The sequence below is a fragment of the Microbacterium elymi genome (genome assembly GCF_021582895.2).
Lineage (GTDB): Bacteria > Actinomycetota > Actinomycetes > Actinomycetales > Microbacteriaceae > Microbacterium > Microbacterium humicola.
This window is the reverse complement of the sequence record NZ_CP091139.2, coordinates 836,108-851,835: the sequence shown is the minus strand read 5'-3', so window position 1 is coordinate 851,835 and position 15,728 is coordinate 836,108. Positions and strand designations below refer to the sequence as shown.

14 protein-coding genes and 5 pseudogenes are annotated in these 15,728 nt (G+C 71.5%); all 19 read left to right on the top strand.

What is annotated here, in order from left to right; all coding sequences use genetic code 11:
* Positions 1-85: 85 nt before the first annotated feature.
* The 19 genes and pseudogenes from L2X98_RS20070 (at position 86) to L2X98_RS04510 (ending at position 15,714) form a co-directional block, all read left to right on the top strand.
* Positions 86-1,533, top strand: a pseudogene (locus L2X98_RS20070) (cell division protein PerM).
* Positions 1,534-1,590: 57 nt separating this feature from the next.
* Positions 1,591-2,191, top strand: a pseudogene (gene purN, locus L2X98_RS04595) (phosphoribosylglycinamide formyltransferase).
* A gap of 30 nt (positions 2,192-2,221) precedes the next feature.
* Positions 2,222-3,827, top strand: a pseudogene (purH, locus tag L2X98_RS04590) (bifunctional phosphoribosylaminoimidazolecarboxamide formyltransferase/IMP cyclohydrolase).
* Between the two features lie 85 nt (positions 3,828-3,912).
* Complete coding sequence (locus L2X98_RS04585; RefSeq protein ID WP_259612466.1) at positions 3,913-4,257, top strand: hypothetical protein; 345 nt, start codon at positions 3,913-3,915, stop codon at positions 4,255-4,257.
* Positions 4,258-4,876: 619 nt separating this feature from the next.
* The gene (locus tag L2X98_RS04580; protein ID WP_259612465.1) at positions 4,877-5,362 is read left to right on the top strand and encodes an FHA domain-containing protein; all 486 of its coding nucleotides are present in this window, start codon (positions 4,877-4,879) and stop codon (positions 5,360-5,362) included.
* A gap of 27 nt (positions 5,363-5,389) precedes the next feature.
* Positions 5,390-6,151, top strand: coding sequence for an FHA domain-containing protein (locus L2X98_RS04575; RefSeq protein ID WP_259612464.1), 762 nt, complete (start codon positions 5,390-5,392; stop codon positions 6,149-6,151).
* 423 nt (positions 6,152-6,574) lie between these two features.
* Positions 6,575-7,609 (top strand): annotated as a pseudogene (locus tag L2X98_RS20060) (FtsK/SpoIIIE domain-containing protein); the annotation flags it as partial.
* Positions 7,610-7,796: 187 nt separating this feature from the next.
* A pseudogene (locus tag L2X98_RS20055) lies at positions 7,797-7,904 on the top strand (hypothetical protein); the annotation flags it as partial.
* Between the two features lie 550 nt (positions 7,905-8,454).
* Positions 8,455-9,375 carry an FtsK/SpoIIIE domain-containing protein gene (locus L2X98_RS04560; protein WP_259612463.1) on the top strand — a complete coding sequence of 307 codons (921 nt, stop codon included), beginning with the start codon at positions 8,455-8,457 and terminating at the stop codon, positions 9,373-9,375.
* A gap of 177 nt (positions 9,376-9,552) precedes the next feature.
* A complete protein-coding gene (locus tag L2X98_RS04555) occupies positions 9,553-9,918 on the top strand; it encodes a hypothetical protein (protein ID WP_259612462.1) in 366 nt (121 codons plus the stop codon).
* A 23-nt stretch (positions 9,919-9,941) separates the two neighbouring features.
* On the top strand, positions 9,942-10,796 hold the full coding sequence (locus tag L2X98_RS04550; RefSeq protein WP_259612461.1) for a hypothetical protein: 855 nt from the start codon (positions 9,942-9,944) through the stop codon (positions 10,794-10,796).
* 102 nt (positions 10,797-10,898) lie between these two features.
* Positions 10,899-11,186 (top strand): WXG100 family type VII secretion target, encoded by a 288-nt coding sequence (locus tag L2X98_RS04545; RefSeq protein ID WP_259612460.1) that lies wholly within the window; start codon positions 10,899-10,901, stop codon positions 11,184-11,186.
* Between the two features lie 111 nt (positions 11,187-11,297).
* Positions 11,298-11,615 (top strand): hypothetical protein, encoded by a 318-nt coding sequence (locus tag L2X98_RS04540; protein WP_259612459.1) that lies wholly within the window; start codon positions 11,298-11,300, stop codon positions 11,613-11,615.
* Positions 11,612-12,532 carry a hypothetical protein gene (locus L2X98_RS04535; RefSeq protein WP_259612458.1) on the top strand — a complete coding sequence of 307 codons (921 nt, stop codon included), beginning with the start codon at positions 11,612-11,614 and terminating at the stop codon, positions 12,530-12,532. The genes L2X98_RS04540 and L2X98_RS04535 overlap by 4 nt, the downstream gene beginning before the upstream one ends.
* A 41-nt stretch (positions 12,533-12,573) precedes the next feature.
* The gene (locus tag L2X98_RS04530) at positions 12,574-12,897 is read left to right on the top strand and encodes a hypothetical protein (RefSeq protein ID WP_259612457.1); all 324 of its coding nucleotides are present in this window, start codon (positions 12,574-12,576) and stop codon (positions 12,895-12,897) included.
* Between the two features lie 154 nt (positions 12,898-13,051).
* Positions 13,052-13,483, top strand: coding sequence for a hypothetical protein (locus L2X98_RS04525; RefSeq protein ID WP_259612456.1), 432 nt, complete (start codon positions 13,052-13,054; stop codon positions 13,481-13,483).
* A complete protein-coding gene (locus L2X98_RS04520) occupies positions 13,480-14,106 on the top strand; it encodes a hypothetical protein (protein ID WP_259612455.1) in 627 nt (208 codons plus the stop codon). Before L2X98_RS04525 ends, L2X98_RS04520 begins: the two co-directional genes overlap by 4 nt.
* 17 nt (positions 14,107-14,123) lie before the next feature.
* On the top strand, positions 14,124-14,453 hold the full coding sequence (locus tag L2X98_RS04515; RefSeq protein WP_259612454.1) for a hypothetical protein: 330 nt from the start codon (positions 14,124-14,126) through the stop codon (positions 14,451-14,453).
* Positions 14,454-14,472: 19 nt separating this feature from the next.
* The gene (locus L2X98_RS04510; protein WP_259612453.1) at positions 14,473-15,714 is read left to right on the top strand and encodes a hypothetical protein; all 1,242 of its coding nucleotides are present in this window, start codon (positions 14,473-14,475) and stop codon (positions 15,712-15,714) included.
* The last annotated feature ends 14 nt before the right edge of the window (positions 15,715-15,728 follow it).

Genomic DNA, 15,728 nt, shown 5'->3' with positions numbered 1-15,728 from the left:
AAAACCTAGCGCCCCGCACGCCGATTCACAGCATCCATCCAGGAACGCGCGCGAATCGCGCGCGCGGGCGTGGCCGCGAGGTCGGATGCCGCGGGCCTGGGTAGTGTCGACTGCGCCCATGCAACGCCTGCTCATCGTCTTCCTCGCCGCGTTCGACGCCGTCATCGCGGCCGCCGTCGGCATCGCCGTCGTGCTGGCTCCGCTGACGCTGCTGTGGGTGGTGGGGATCGGTGCGCCGGACTGGTCGGCGCTGTGGCCGGCGACCGGCGCGATCTGGCAGCTCGGCCACCTCGTCCCGCTGGCCGTGCACCTGCCCACCGAGTACCTCGCCGTCGCCGGGATCCCGGAGGATGCCGCCTCGTTCTCCCTCTCGCTTGCTCCGCTCGCCCTGGCCGGCAGCACCGCGGTGTTCGCCGCCCGATCCGGGGCGCGTGCCGGTCGCAGCGGGCACTGGGCGGTGGGAGTGCTCTCCAGCGGCGTCGTGTTCGCCGCGGCATCCGCGGTCATCGCGCTCACCGCCCGCACCCCGATCGCCGCACCGCAGCTGTGGCAGGCGGTGCTCCTGCCGACCCTCGTCTACCTGCTGCCGTCGCTGGCCGGCGCCGTCGGCACGGCCTGGCGGGATGCGCCCGGCCTTCTCGCGCAGCTGCGCCACGCGCTGACGGACCTGCCCGGATCCTGGCCCGAGGCGCCCGCGCTCATGCTGCGCGGAGCGGCGGTCACCCTCATCGCGATGATCGGCCTGGGCGCGCTGACGGTCGTCGGCGGTCTGATCTTCCGCGGCGACGAGGTGATCGCGCTGTTCCAGGCCGGCAACTTCGACGCCATCGGCGTGATCGTGGTCGCGCTCGCGCAGCTGGCCTATCTGCCCACCCTCGTGCTCTGGGTGCAGCGTTCCTGGCCGGCCCCGGGTTCGCCGTGGGCGCCGGGACGGCCGTCTCGCCGGCCGGCACCCAGCTCGGCGTGGTCCCGGGGCTGCCGGTGCTCGGCGCGCTCCCCGAGTCGGCCTCGCCCTGGCTGCTCGCCCTGGTCCTGCTGCCGATCGCGGCGGGCGCGCTGGCCGGATGGATGCTGCGCGCCCGGCTTGCCACTCCCGCACACCGGTCGGATCTCGGGCTGCGCGCCGGCCTTGCTGTGGGGGTCGCCGCGCTGAGCGGGGCCGGGGCGGCGCTGCTGGGCTGGCTCTCGTCCGGGGCGATCGGACCGGGCCGGCTGGCCGAGGTCGGCCCGGAGCCGGGACCGTTCGCGCTGGCGTTCGGGCTGGAGGTGCTCGTCGGGGCGGCGATCATCCTGCTGACCCCCCAGCGCCCCCTGCACCCGGAGGTGGCACCGGCGCTCGAGCCGCGTCGCGCCGATCCTGCGCCGACAGCGGATGCCGCGATCCGCGACGTCCCGCGGGACCCGAACCGGCTCGAGGACGAGAACGACACCGCCCCCATCGAGCCCGTGCCGATCGAGCGGGGTCTGCTCGCCTCATCCGAGGACGAGACCGACACCGCCCCCATCGACCCGGGCTTCCTCGGCCGCGACTGACCTGGCGACCGGCGGGACGGGCCGGGCGCCGCTTGCGCCCGTGGGTAGACTGGGCGCGTGCTCACGGTCGCCGTTCTCATCTCAGGCGCCGGCTCGAATCTGCGTGCGCTGCTCGAGGCCGCCGACGACCCCGCGTACCCCGCCCGCATCGTCGTGGTCGGCGCGGACCGGCAGGCCGACGGGCTCGATCACGCCGAGGCCTTCGGCATCCCGAGCTTCACCGTCCCGTACTCGGCCTACCCCACCCGCGAGGAATGGGGGGCCGAGCTGGACGCCCAGCTGCGCACCTGGAGCCCGACCTGGTCGTGCTCAGCGGTCTGATGCGGCCTTGCCGTCGTCGGTGGTGGATGCCTGGGCCCCGCACATCGTGAACACGCACCCCGCATACCTCCCCGAGTTCCCCGGGGCCCACGGCGTGCGGGATGCGCTCGCCGCCGGAGCCACCCAGACCGGAGCCAGTGTCATCGTCGTCGACGACGGAGTCGACAGCGGACCGGTGCTCGCGCAGGAGCGCGTGCCCGTCCTCACCGGCGATGACGAGCACACTCTGCACGAGCGCATCAAACCCGTCGAGCGGCGCCTGCTCATCGACGTGGTGCGACGCATCGCCACCGGCGAGCTGGATCTCGCCGCGTCCCGCCCCGCGCAGAGCGTCTGACCCGATCCCGACAACGAACCAGGAGCACCTATGGCCGGCCCCCGTCACGATCCCTCCCTGTACCGTCAGCGCGATGTCGTGCCGATCAGGCGGGCGCTGGTCTCGGTCAGCGACAAGACCGACCTGGTGCCGCTGGCCGAGGCGCTGGCCGGTGCCGGGGTCGAGATCGTCTCGACCGGGTCGACGGCGGCCACGATCCGCGACGCCGGGATCGCGGTGACCGATGTCGCCGCCGTGACCGGCGTGCCGGAGATGCTGGACGGGCGGGTCAAGACACTGCACCCGAACGTGCACGGAGGCCTGCTGGCCGACCTGCGGCTGCAGGCCCACGAGGACGAGCTGGCCGAGCTGGGGATCCAGCCGTTCGAGCTGGTCGTGGCCAATCTGTACCCGTTCGTGGAGACCGTGCGCTCCGGCGCCTCCAGCGACGACGTGGTCGAGCAGATCGACATCGGCGGACCGGCGATGGTCCGCGCCTCGGCGAAGAACTACGCGAACGTCGCGATCGTGGTCTCGCCGGAGTCGTACCCGGCCATCATCGAGGCCGTCGGCGCCGGCGGCACGTCGCTCGGCCAGCGCAAGGAGCTGGCCGCCCGCGCCTTCGCGCACACCGCCAACTACGACCGCGCCGTGGCGACCTGGTTCTCGGAGGAGACCCTCGCCGAAGGCGTCGACCTGCCCCAGCACCTGACCATCCGCGCCGAGCGGATCGAGCCGCTGCGGTACGGCGAGAACGCCCACCAGCGCGCGGCCATCTACTCGCGCGTCGGCGGTCACGGCATCGCCCAGGCCACGGGGCTGCAGGGCAAGGCGATGTCGTACAACAACTATGTGGATGCCGATGCCGCCCTGCGTGCTGCGTTCGACATGGTGCTGCCGGCCGTCGCCATCATCAAGCACGCCAACCCGTGCGGCATCGCGGTGACCGCGCCCAACGCGCTGGACCCGATCGCCAGCGCGCATCTGCGGGCGCACGAGTGCGACCCGCTGTCGGCGTTCGGCGGCGTGATCGCGGCGAACCGCACCGTCACCCTGAAGATGGCCGAGAACCTCCGCGACATCTTCACCGAGGTGATCGTGGCCCCCGGCTTCGAGCCCGAAGCCCTCGAGCTGTTCAAGCTGAAGAAGAACCTGCGCGTACTGCAGCTGCCCGCCGACTGGACCCAGGAGCGCATGGACGTGCGCCTGGTCTCGGGTGGTCTGCCTGCAGGACGCCGACCGGTTCCCGGACGACATCGAATCCGTCGCCGACAAGTGGGAGCTGGTCTCCGGCGAGCGCCCGTCCGACGCCGAGATGCAGAACCTGATCTTCGCGTGGAAGTCCTGCCGTGCGGTCAAGTCGAACGCGATCGTCTTGGCCAAGGACTCGGCGACCGTGGGCATCGGCATGGGCCAGGTGAACCGGGTCGATTCGTGCAAGCTGGCCGTCGAGCGCGCCGGCGACCGCGTGGTCGGCTCGGTCGCGGCATCCGACGCGTACTTCCCGTTCTCGGACGGTCCCGAGACCCTCATCAACGCCGGCGTCACCGCGATCGTGCAGCCCGGCGGGTCGGTGCGCGACCAGGAGACGATCGATCTGGCCAAGGAGCGCGGGATCACCATGTACTTCACCGGCGAGCGCCACTTCTTCCACTGATCGGGCCGCACCCGGCTTGCGCCCGCGCCTGTGGCCGCGGGCGCGGCCGGGTAAGGTCGATGCGGGAATACGGGAGGACGCATCGGTGATCTGGGAGATCGACGACGCCGCACGCACGATCGAGGGCCTCGACGCGCATGGTCGACCGATGCCCGGCTACGCGGCTTCGCTCGGACTGCTGCCGGCGCGTCCGGGTCAGCGCGTGCTGGCGACCCTGTGCGAGGCGGCGATCGCACTGATCCTGCTGCTGCCGTTGCTGATCGTGGCCCTGCCGGTCCTGGTCGGGGCGGCGTTGGACCCCGAGCCGCAGCAGGTGCTCGCAACCCGGTCCGACCTGATCATCGTGCTGATCTGCGCGGCCGCGTCGTGGTTCCTGTCGATCGCGTTCATCATCGTGCGAGCTCGTCGCTGCACGGCCGCCGCGGGGTGACCGTGGGCAAGGCGATCGCCGGCATCCGGTCGGTCAACGTGCGCACGCTGGAGCGCCCCGGCTTCTGGCGCGGCGCGGTGGTCCGCTACCTGGTCCTGGCAGCGAGCATGATCGTGCCCCTGATCGGGCCGGTGCTGGTGATCGCCGTCTCGCCCCTGATCGATCCTGAGCGCCGCGGCCGCGGATGGGCCGACCTGGCCGGTGCGACCTGGTTCGTCGACGTGCGCCGCGGCCTGAACCCGTACGACGGCAAGCGGATGCGCATCGCCCGCAAGACCGTGACCACCCCGCTGCGCGACGTCGTCACCCGGCTTCCGTCGCTGGCGACCCCGGCCGACCCGGTGGTCGGGGCGGCCGCGTTCCCGGTCGCGCGCAGCACCGGCGGGGTACTCGGAGCGCCCCGCACCCAGGCCTCCGGCGCCGCCGCGCCGGCGGGCGCCGCTTCGGCCGCTGCGCAGTCCCGCCCGCCGGTCACACCTGCGGCGCCCACGCCGCCGCCGCTTGCGCCGATGAACCCCGCGCCGGCGAGCCCCGCCCCGACGAGCCCCGCACCGACGAATGCGGTGGATGCCGCACCTTCGATCTCCCCTCCGGCCAGGGATGCCGCACCCGCCGCCGCGTGGGCTCCGCCCTCGCTGCCGCCCGAGCCCCCGGCGACGACGGGCCAGGCGGGCGCGCCGCCGGCTCCCGCAGCTCGGCCCCGGCGCCGTCGGCCGCAGCATCCCCCGCCCCGACGCCGCCGACCGCCCCTGCCTCGCCGGCCGTCCCGGCAGCGGGCACCGCCACGCTCGTCCTGGAGACGGGGGAGCGCATCGCGGTCGCCGGCGACGGCGTGCTGCTCGGGCGCGCCCCGGCCCGCGCGCGCGGGGACGCCGAGCTCCTCCCCGTCCCGATCGCCGACACGACCAAGTCCGTCTCCAAGACGCACGTCGCGGTGCACCGGATCGACGGGGTCTGGGCCGCCGAGGACCGGCACTCCACCAACGGCAGCGCGATCGTGCGGGACGGCACCCAGCACGAGCTCCTGCCCGGGCGACCGCTGCCGTTGCGGGACGGCGACGAGCTGCGCTTCGGCGACCGTCGCGCCCGCTTCCAGACCGACTGATCCGCCGACCCCGACGAGGAATCTCCGATGAGACTCAAGCTGACCCTGCGGCGCCAGAACGGCCAGACCACCGACATCGCGGTGACATCGGACGCGACCGCGACTGTGCAGGACGTGGCGCGCAAGATCACCGAGACCGACCCGGCACGCCTCGGCGCGGGCCCGGCGGAGGGCATCCTCACCCTCAGCGTCGCCCCGCCGACCTCCGGCGATCACACCGTCCTCGACCCCGACATGCCCATCAGCGACGCTCCGGTCGGGTCCGGGTTCGTCGCGACGGTCACCACCCTCGGCGACCGGTACGCGTCGTCCCGCTCTGCCGACGGCCCGGCGCTGGCGACCCTGCACGTGGTCGGCGGACCGTTCGCCGGGCACGAGTTCGCGCTGCGCAAGGGGTCGTTCACGATCGGGCGGGCGCCGGAGAACGACATCGTCGTCGACGACGCGCTCGTCTCCAAACGGCACGCCCGCATCGAGGTCGGCACGGGCGTGGAGGTCGTCGACCTGAACTCGGCGAACGGGATCGTGGTGGACGGCGGGCTGGTGCAGCGCCTGCGGGTCATCCCGGGCAGCGCTTCATGCTCGGCGACACCGAGCTGGTCGTGCGGATGCTCCAGGACTTCGCGCCGGTCACCCAGGATCCGGTGCTCGAGCGCGGCGGGACGCTGCTGTTCAACCGCAGCCCGCGGGTGGAGCCGCGGTACGCCGGGCAGGAGCTGTCCGAGCCGCGCATGCCCAAGGACCCGGTCACCCGACTCTTCCCGTGGCCGATGCTGGTGGCCCCGCTGATCCTCGGGCTGTCGATGTTCGCGATCAACGGCCACCCGCGCTCGCTGCTGATCGTGCTGATGTCGCCGCTGATGCTGTTCGGCAACTTCATCTCTCAGCGCACCAACCTGGGCCAGCGGCTGCGCAAGGAGTCCGAGGTCTTCGAGCGCACGTTCGAGGAGCTCGAGGAGACGCTCTACCGCGAGCGGCCCCGGGAACGCGAGACCCGCAACGCCGAGGTGCCGCCGGTGGCCGTGGTGTTCGAGCAGGCGATGCGGCTCGGCCCCATGCTGTGGACGCGCCGCCCCGAGCACTGGAACTTCCTCGCGGTGCGCCTGGGCACGTGCGAGGCGCTCTCGCGCACGGTGATCCACCGCTCCGAGGGCACCGACTCGCTGCCCGAGTACGTCGATCGCGTCGACCGGCTTGCAGGAGCGCTACCGCATGATCGACGGCGTGCCCGTGCTCGAATCGCTGCAGAGCGTGGGAGTCATGGGCATCGCCGGGCCGCAGCGCGAGGCGGCGGACGCGCTGCGCGGGCTGAGCGTGCAAGCTGTTCGGGATGCACTCGCCCAACGACCTGGTGGCCGTGGCGCTCACCGAGCCGGAATGGGCGCGGGAGCTGGAATGGCTGAAGTGGCTGCCCACACCTCCAGCGAACGCAGCCCGTTCCGCGACATGCCGCTGTCCGACTCGGCGTCCACCGGCGCCGCGCTGCTGTCCGGGCTGGAAGAACTGGTCATGCGCCGCTCGACCGCCACCGCATCGCCCCGGCCGCCCTACGGCGAGGACTGGGACCCGATGCGGTTCGGCACCGATGTGAAGCGCGCCGCCGAAGAGGCATCCTTCCCCGGTCAGACCGCGGTCGTGGTGATCGTGACCGCCGACGCGCCGGTCGACCGCGCACGCCTCACGCAGGTCCTCGAGCGCGGCGCCGACGTCGGCGTGTACGGGGTGTTCGTGGCTCCGGTCGTCGAGGCCCTGCCGGCGGTGTGCCGCAGCTTCGTGGATGTCGGCGGCGGACTCGAGCATGCCCGCGTGGGCACCGTGCGCAGCGGCGTGGACTACCCGGATGCCGCGGTCGAAGGCGTCTCGAACGAGCTGATGAACGTGCTGGCCCGGCGCCTGGCCCCGGTCACCGATGCCAGCACCGTCGTGGAGGACGCCTCCGACATCCCCAACTCGGTGATGTTCCTGTCGCTGGTGGGATCCGAGCTGGCCACCACCCCGTCGTTCGCGGTCGACCGCTGGCGCGAGAACAACACGATCATCGACCGGTCGGGCCCGGCCCTGCCTCGGCTGAAGAAGGCGGGTACGCTGCGCGCGCTCGTCGGCCACGGCGCGACCGACGCGATGACCCTCGACCTGCGCACCCAGGGCCCGCACGCCCTGGTCGGCGGCACCACCGGTGCGGGCAAGAGCGAGTTCCTGCAGGCGTGGGTGCTGGGCATGGCGGCCGCGCACAGCCCCGACCGGGTGACGTTCCTGTTCGTCGACTACAAGGGCGGGTCGGCGTTCGCCGACTGCGTCGAGCTTGCCGCACTGCGTGGGCCTGGTCACCGACCTCAGCCCGCACCTGGTGCGTCGGGCCCTGACCAGCCTGCGCGCCGAGCTGCACTATCGGGAGCACCTTTTCAACCGCAAGAAGGCCAAGGACCTCCTGGAGATGGAGAAGCGCCGCGACCCCGAGACCCCGCCGGCCCTGGTGCTGGTGATCGACGAGTTCGCCGCCCTCGCCGGCGAGGTGCCCGAGTTCGTGGACGGCGTGGTCGACATCGCCCAGCGCGGCCGCTCGCTCGGCATCCACCTGATCATGGCGACGCAGCGCCCGGCCGGCGTCATCAAGGACAACCTGCGGGCGAACACCAACCTGCGCGTCGCGCTGCGCATGGCCGACGCCTCGGACTCGAAGGATGTCGTGGACGACCCGATCGCGGGCAGCTTCGACCCCAGCATCCCCGGCCGCGGCATCGCCAAGACCGGCCCGGGCCGCCTGGTGCCGTTCCAGTCCGCGTACGCCGGCGGCTGGAGCACGGACGAGCCGCCCGAAGCCGATGTGAGCGTGGCCGAGCTGCGGTTCGGCTCGGTGCAGAGGTGGGAGGAGGATGACCGCGGCGATGCCGACGTGCACGACGGCGACCCCGGCCCCAACGACCAGAAGCGGATCGTGGCCACCCTCATCGCGGCAGCCGCGGACGCCGGCATCCCGGCCCCCCGACGCCCGTGGCTGGACGACCTGGAGGCCACGGTGGACGTGCGCGAGCTGTCGGCCGGGCGTGCCGGGTCGATCCTGCTGGGCAAGCGGGACGTCCCGGAGCGCCAGCTTGCAGGAGGCGGTCCACTTCGAGCCCGACCGCGACGGGTCGATGCTCGTGTACGGGACCAGCGGGTCCGGCAAATCCACCGTGCTGCGCACGATCGCGATCGCCGCGGCCATCGGCCGGCGCACCGAGAACGTCGAGGTGTACGGGCTGGACTTCGGCTCGGGCTCGCTGAAGAGCCTCGAGGTCCTGCCGCACGTGGGATCCATCATCCCCGGCGACGACGCGGAGCGCGTGCAGCGCGTGCTGCGCACCCTGGCCGCGGTGCTGGACGACCGCGGCAAGCGGTTCAGCGCGGCCAATGCGTCCAGCGTCACCGAATACCGCGAGCTGACCGGGCGCGACGAGTCGCGCATCATCCTGCTGCTGGACGGCCTGCCGCAGTTCCGTTCGGAGTGGGAGTCCACCAGCGCCCGGATGCCGTTCTACCAGGTGTTCATGCGGATCCTCGGCGAGGGGCGCCCGCTCGGCGTGCACGTGGTGGCGACCGCCGACCGCTCGGGCTCGGTGCCCACCGCGGTCAGCTCGAACGTGTCGCGCCGCGTCATCCTGCGCCTGTCGGACGAGAACGCGTACTCGCTGCTGAACGCCCCCAAGGATGTGCTGGACGAGCGCTCCGGCCCGGGCCGTGCCATCGTCGACGGCTTCGAGACGCAGATCGCGGTGCTCGGCGGCACCCCGAACGTCGCCGAACAGACCAAGCTGCTCGGCAGCTGGCCGAAGAGCTGCGGACGCGCGGGATCCGCGAGGTCGCCGAGATCGGGTCGCTGCCCACCCGCCTGGCGCTGGACGAGCTGCCCGACCGGGTCGGCGAGTTCCCTGTGCTCGGCGTCGCCGAGGACACGCTCGCGCCGCGCGGCTTCGACCCGGCCGGCACGTTCGTGGTTGCCGGGCCGCCGATGGCCGGCAAGACCACGGCGATGAAGGCGCTGATCACCGCCATGGTGCGCTTCGACCCCGAGGTCAAGCTGTTCCACCTGGGCGGGCGGCGCTCGAGGCTCAAGGAGTTCGCGCCCTGGGTGCGCAAGCGCGACCACCCCGGACGACGCGAAGGACCTCGTCACCGAGCTGAGCGACCTGGTCGCCGACGAGGCGCTCGGGATGCGGCTGATGATCGTGGTGGAGGACGTCCCGCAGTTCGCCGACTCGCCGGCCGAGCGGCCGCTGAAGGCGCTGTTCCAGGCAATCAACCGCAGCGAGCAGTTCCTCATCGGCGATGCCGACATCACCCAGGTCACCAGCGGGTTCGGACTCATCGGCGACTTCAAGGCGGGCCGGAAGGGCATCGTGCTCAAGCCGGATTCGTTCGACGGCGAGGCGGTCTTCAAGGTCCCGTTCCCGAAGGTCAAGCGCGCCGAGTTCCCCGAGGGGCGCGGCATCTTCGTGCAGGCCGGTCGGGCCGTGACCGTCCAGATGCCGCTGGCCGAGGCATCCGTGCTCACCGTCGCGTCCCCGGCCGCCGGATGATCCGCCGGTAGATTGGAGTGGTGGTGAGCAGCGAACCGATCCGTCTGACCGGGAGCGACGACGAGATCGTCGCCGTCGCGCGACGCGCCTGGCGGGTGGTGGCCGCGGACCGCGAGGCGCGCGGCCTGCTGCCGGCCCTGGACCAGCTCGGGCGACAGCGTCGCGCGTACATGGCGGGATTCGCCGCGCCGACGGTCGCGGCGGCCGGATCCGAGACCGCCGCACCGAAGGGCCGACCCGCGTCATCGACCGTCTGGTACGTGCTGCTCGCGCTGGGGCTGCTGGCCGCCACGGTCTCGGCGGCACTGGCCGGCCCGATGATGAAGCGCGTCACGCTCGAGGCGGCGACCGCCGTCCCGGTGATCTTCGCGACCCTGATCGCGGCGATCGTCCTGCTGGCCGTCGCACTGCCCGCGTGGCTGCGCCGCCGGCCGCGGTCCACCGGAGCGCTGACGATGGTGGTCGTCGTCGGGCTGATCATGGTCGCCGTGGTGATCTACCGGTTCGTGATCGGACCGGCCGGCGGCACGACCGACTTCACCGCGGCCCAGCTGGCCTGGTGGCACGCCGGAGCGATAGTGGTGGTGCTCGAACTCGCGGTCCTGGCGCTGCTGGTGCGGCCCGCCCCCGACGCCGCGCCGAACGCGGACGCCGGACGCCTGCGCGACGAAGGCCGGCGACTGCGGGCGGATGCCGCGCGGCTGGCCCGCACGGACGCGCCGGACGCCGTCGACCGGGAGTGGGCGCGCGAGCTCGACACGCTCACCGACGTGCCGGCCGCCACGCGCACCCAGGCGCAGGAGCTCGGACCGGTCGCCTGGCTGGCCTGGACCTTCTACGACGGCGACCTCGACGTCTCTGCCGTCGCGCGGCCCTGAGAACGGTGGGGAATTGTCCCCATCGACGGGGTCCGGCCGATCTTGTTAGGTTCTTCTCATCGGCCCGACGGGGGTCGGGCAATCTGAGCAGAGGAGTTGACGATGGCTGATTTCGGAGCATCGTATTCAGAGATGGAGCAGGTGGCGAACTCGCTGTCGCAGGCTCGTGATGACATTCAGGGTCAGCTGGACACGCTGAAGAGCCAGGTGGACACCCTGCTGGGCGAGGACTTCAAGACGCAGCACGCGTCCGGCAAGTTCGGTGAGGGCTACGAGGAGCTGACCACCGGCCTGAAGAACGCCGTCGACGGCATCGGCGACATGTCCGACGCGCTGACCGGCATGATGCACGCGATCCAGGACCTGGACCAGCAGCTCGCCGGCAGCTGACCGGCCACCGCGGCGTCCGACGACTGAGGTCGTCGGACGCCGCTGTCTCGACATCCGCGCGTCGTCCCGCACGAGGGCACGACCGTCCGCACCACAGGGGGAGGTTCTCACATGGCCTATGACGACATCGACATCCCGATGCGCAGCATGGAAGACCTGGAGAAGGCCGTCAAGGACACGATCGACGAGTTCGAGAACGCCACCCACAACAGCGAGGCGCTGGAATCGGCCATCGGCAGCCCGCTGGACCGGTCCGGTCTGCGCTCGCAGGCGCAGCGGTTCGAAGAGGCGTGGGACGACAAGCGCGACACGCTCAAGGAACACCTGGTCGACCTGCTGGATCGCGTCTCGGGGACGCGGGAGAAGTGGGCGGAACTCGACGCCGAGCTGGCCAAGGCCGTCGACACATCGGATGGAAACGACGGATGACCGAGAACGACCCGAAGTACCGCTCCCTGAGCATGCTGGCCACGCCGGACGGCGGGCACGAGCTGCGCCGGATCAGCGGCAACGCCGAGGACATCCACACGCGCGGCGTGGCGATGAAGGACCTCGGCGAGCGGATGCAGAAGGCGGCCAACTCCCTCAGCGCCCTCGCCTCCGGGACCGAGGGCAAGGGCGCCTCGATCGACAAGCTGCGCGACAGCGCCGATGACGTGCATGAAGACCTGAAGAAGGCGGGCATCCGGTACGCGCCCAGCGGCGAGGTGCTCTCCGACTACGGCAAGACCCTGGGTGAGGTGCAGGGCCCGATCGAGGTGATCGTCACGGAGTGCGAGACCCTGTGGGGCACCGTCCGCACGAAGTCCACCGACCTGGAGACGGCGTCGCAGACCGGCGACGACACCTCGACGCTGCAGTCCGAATTCGACACCGCCGTCCAGGACTGGGAGGACGAGGCACGCAAGTACAACGGCCACTGGGACTCCTGGGACGCCGCGTACGACCGCGCGCACAGCGGACTGGAGGACGCCAACGACAACGGCGTCAAGGACTCGTGGCTGGACAACGCGCTCCCGTTCCTCGATGCGCTGGGCACGGTGCTGACCTGGGTGGGGATCGCGCTGGTGGTCGCCGCCTGCATCATCGGCGGCCCGTTCGTGCTGGCCGCCGCGCTCGTCGGCCTGGCCGCCCTGGGCACCACCCTGCTGCGGTACGCGGGCGGACGCGCCACCCTCACCGACGTCATGTTCGCGGCGATCGCCGTCTTCCCGTTCGGCAAGGCCTTCGGTGCGCTCAAGGGCATCTCCAAGGCCGCCGGCCCGCTCGGCAAGCTCACCGCCGGCCTGAAGGGCGGGAAGGGGATGCTCGGCGACCTGGTGGGCCTGGGGGCAAGACCAGCCTGAAGAGCCTGAAGGGCGTCCTGCAGAACGGCAGGCTCGCGCAGGTGTTCCACGGCAGCGGCGCGCTGAACAAGAGCGGATCGTCCGTGCTTGCGCAACTTCTTCGGCCGCACCGGACAGCCCAGCATCCTCAGCCGTCTCACCCAGGGGTTCGACAACGCCGCCGGCGCGACCATGACCGATGCCGCGGCCGCCCTGTCGAACAAGGCGAAGGGCAACCTCGCCCAGTTCCTGTCGAACACCCCGGCGGTCAGGGCCTGGCCTCGCTGATCGGCGACAGCGCCAGCGGGATCGACAAGGCGCTGAACTTCGTGGATGCCTCCGGCAAGGGCGGGCTGAGCTTCGCCCACGACATGGGCTGGGTCTGAGATGTCGGACGGCATCGCACGACAGATCGAGGTGCCCTTCGACGCGCGGCTCTTCCTCGAGGTGCCGGAGCAGCTGCGGGCGACACGTCCCCGGAGCGCGCACCCTGGCTGCGTGAGGTCTGCGCCCAGAACACCGTCGCAGACGAGTGGAAAGATGATCCCGACGGGCTCCTGGCACGAATGGAGGCGCAGGCTCGCGCTCCTGTCGCCGGAGGCGTTCGCCGCGTTCGCCTACTGCCCGCGGGGACTGCCCGGGGATGTGCTGGTCGAGGTGCACGTCGGCGAGGTCGACGTGGACGAGCTGGATCAGCTCGACGAGCGTGCGACCCCGGTCGCGCTGCCGGAGCGGGTGCGGCCGGTCACCTCGCCGACGCTCGGCGAGGGGCGGGTGACCAGCTCGGTGGCCGCCACCGATGCCGGCGGCGCCATCGGCGAGCTGCGCTTCGAGTTCATCCACGACCGGGTCCTGGTCGAGGTGTACGCGGCGTCCGCCGAGCTCGGCATCCTGGGCGAGGGCCTGTCGATCCTGGAGGAGTTCGCGGCCGGGATCAGCGTGAGCCGGGCGGATGAGGGGATCGTGGCATGACGTCGCTGCGCGAGGAGCTGCTGGGCGCGCCGGACGTGCCCACGATGCGGATGCTGGTGCCCGGCGGCTGGGAGGTGATCCCGCTCGAGGGGGAAGGATACGAACGCTTCGCCCAGCGGTTCCGCACCACCGTCAAGCGCGCCGGCCGGCCCGACGTGGACGCGTACGTGACGTCGATGCTCAAGCGGTGGATCGGCGACCTCCGGGAGCGGGGCGGACTCTACGCGATCCTGCCGCTGGATCTGCCCGACCAGCGGACGCTGCCGATGTCGCTGACCGTCTCGCTCGTCGGCGACGACGCGGAGCATTCGCTGGAGGACTGGGTCACCGCCAAGATCCGCCAGGGGACGACCGAGTTCCTCGACGACGGGCGCACCGTCCTGGCCTGGCAGACCCGGACCACGGGCCGCGGCGAGATGGCGGGCACCGTCTCGTGCCAGTACTCCTACCTGATCCCGGTGCCCGGCACGAGCCGTCGCAAGGCGGTGATGCTGGCCGGGACGCACCTGGTCGAGGTGACCGACCCGGAGGACGCGCCGCACCGCGAGGCGGCCAATGCGCTGTTCGACGCGATGGCGCTCGCCCTCGACTTCGTGCCCACCCCGGCGGCGAATCGCGCGTGATCGAAAGGACCTGACCGATGTCGGATGGCGTGTGGGTGCATTACACCCAGCTCGAACAGGTCAACGAGAAGCTGAAGGCTATCATCACCGAGCTGGACGAGGCGAGCTCGCGGGCGGACGACCTGGATGAGGCGATCGCCCACCCGTTCGGCCAGAACAAGCTGAACGACCGCGCGCACGATTTCGAATCGCGCTGGGATGACAAGCGCCGAGACCTGTCCCGCGACATCGGCAAGGTGCAGCAGCACGTGCAGGGCGTCGTCGACGGGATGAAGGACTGGGACCACGACACGGCGGCCCAGTTCGAGGTCGATGTGAGCGGCCAGCACGAACCGCGACCGGTCTGAGGCAGGGGAGGACGAGCAGATGACTATGGACACGTCGCCCGCCGGCCGGTGGGTCACCACGCTGGACGGTGAGCCCGCAGAGATCCGCAGGCGCGGCAATCAGATCACGTCGCTGGGCAACCAGATGCAGGACGGTTCGACGTTCCTGAAGGGACTGGTGGACCAGGCATCCGATCAGCGCGGCAAGGCGATCGAGAAGCTGCGCGAGGTGGTCGGCGACACCTACGACAAGCTCGGGCAGGCCGGCGACCTCTACCGGCCCACCGGTCCGGTGCTGGTCACCTACGCGGATGCGCTCGCTGAGGTCCAGCCCAAGGTCAACGCCGCGTACGAGCGCTGCGTCGAACTGTGGCAGGAGTACCAGAACGCGCCCGGATATCTGGAGGGCGACCGCCCGTTCTGGGACAAGCCGGACGACGAGTCGCCGGAGGCGGAGGACGCGTCCACCGACGACGCGAACAAGCAGGGCAGGCTCGACGACTACGTCGCCGAGGCGCGGATCTGGGACGGGCACGTCGACACCTGGGAAGAGGCGTTCGACGCCGCCGCCGCCGGCATCGGCGATGCGGTGGCCGGCAAGATCAAGGACGGCTTCTGGGACAACGTCGACGGCTTCGTCGGCGGCGTGCTGAAGGTGCTCCAGGTCGTCGGCATCATCATCGCGATCGCCGCGATCATCATCGGCGGGCCGATCGTCGCGCTCATCGGCGCGGTCGTCGGGGTGCTCACCCTGGCGCTGACCGCCTACCAGTACATCCGCGGCGACACCGGGCTGACCCAGCTGATCTTCGCGGTGATCGGCGTGATCCCGATCGGCAGTCTGGGCAAGCTGTTCCAGGGCGGCGCCGGCCGACTGGCGTTCCTCGGCGAGATGGTCACCGCGTTCAAGCCTTCCAGCTGGTCGGCCGCGATCAGCCAGGGACGCTCGCTGAGCCTGCTGGGGGGCCTGGCCGGCGGCGGGTGGCGCGGGTTCTCCGCCATGTCGCGCGGGCTGTTCTCGATGAACAATCCGAACGGCGTCGGCGACGTGATGATGCGCCTCATGTTCGGCAAGAGCGTGTCGGGCATGGAGGACACCATCACCGCGATGACCGGCGCGACCAACGGCTACTGCCGCTCGACCACGATCGCGGCCGGGTGGGAGTTCGCGCACGGGATGCTGTCGGGCCCGTGGAAGATGGTCAACAACATCGCCACCTGGACCGGCCACGGCGACCAGTCGCCCGGTTCGAAGTTGCCCTGGGTCGGGGCGGCACTGTGAGCGAGGGCGGCCCT

Bases quoted from the DNA above. Each gene is read 5' to 3' on its own strand.
- L2X98_RS04545 (WP_259612460.1), top strand. From the start codon at position 10,899: ATGGCTGATTTCGGAGCATCGTATTCAGAGATGGAGCAGGTGGCGAAC.
- L2X98_RS04540 (WP_259612459.1), top strand. From the start codon at position 11,298: ATGGCCTATGACGACATCGACATCCCGATGCGCAGCATGGAAGACCTG.
- L2X98_RS04520 (WP_259612455.1), top strand. From the start codon at position 13,480: ATGACGTCGCTGCGCGAGGAGCTGCTGGGCGCGCCGGACGTGCCCACG.
- L2X98_RS04575 (WP_259612464.1), top strand. From the start codon at position 5,390: ATGAGACTCAAGCTGACCCTGCGGCGCCAGAACGGCCAGACCACCGAC.
- L2X98_RS04555 (WP_259612462.1), top strand. From the start codon at position 9,553: ATGCGGCTGATGATCGTGGTGGAGGACGTCCCGCAGTTCGCCGACTCG.
- L2X98_RS04515 (WP_259612454.1), top strand. From the start codon at position 14,124: ATGTCGGATGGCGTGTGGGTGCATTACACCCAGCTCGAACAGGTCAAC.
- L2X98_RS04535 (WP_259612458.1), top strand. From the start codon at position 11,612: ATGACCGAGAACGACCCGAAGTACCGCTCCCTGAGCATGCTGGCCACG.
- L2X98_RS04525 (WP_259612456.1), top strand. From the start codon at position 13,052: ATGATCCCGACGGGCTCCTGGCACGAATGGAGGCGCAGGCTCGCGCTC.
- L2X98_RS04510 (WP_259612453.1), top strand. From the start codon at position 14,473: ATGACTATGGACACGTCGCCCGCCGGCCGGTGGGTCACCACGCTGGAC.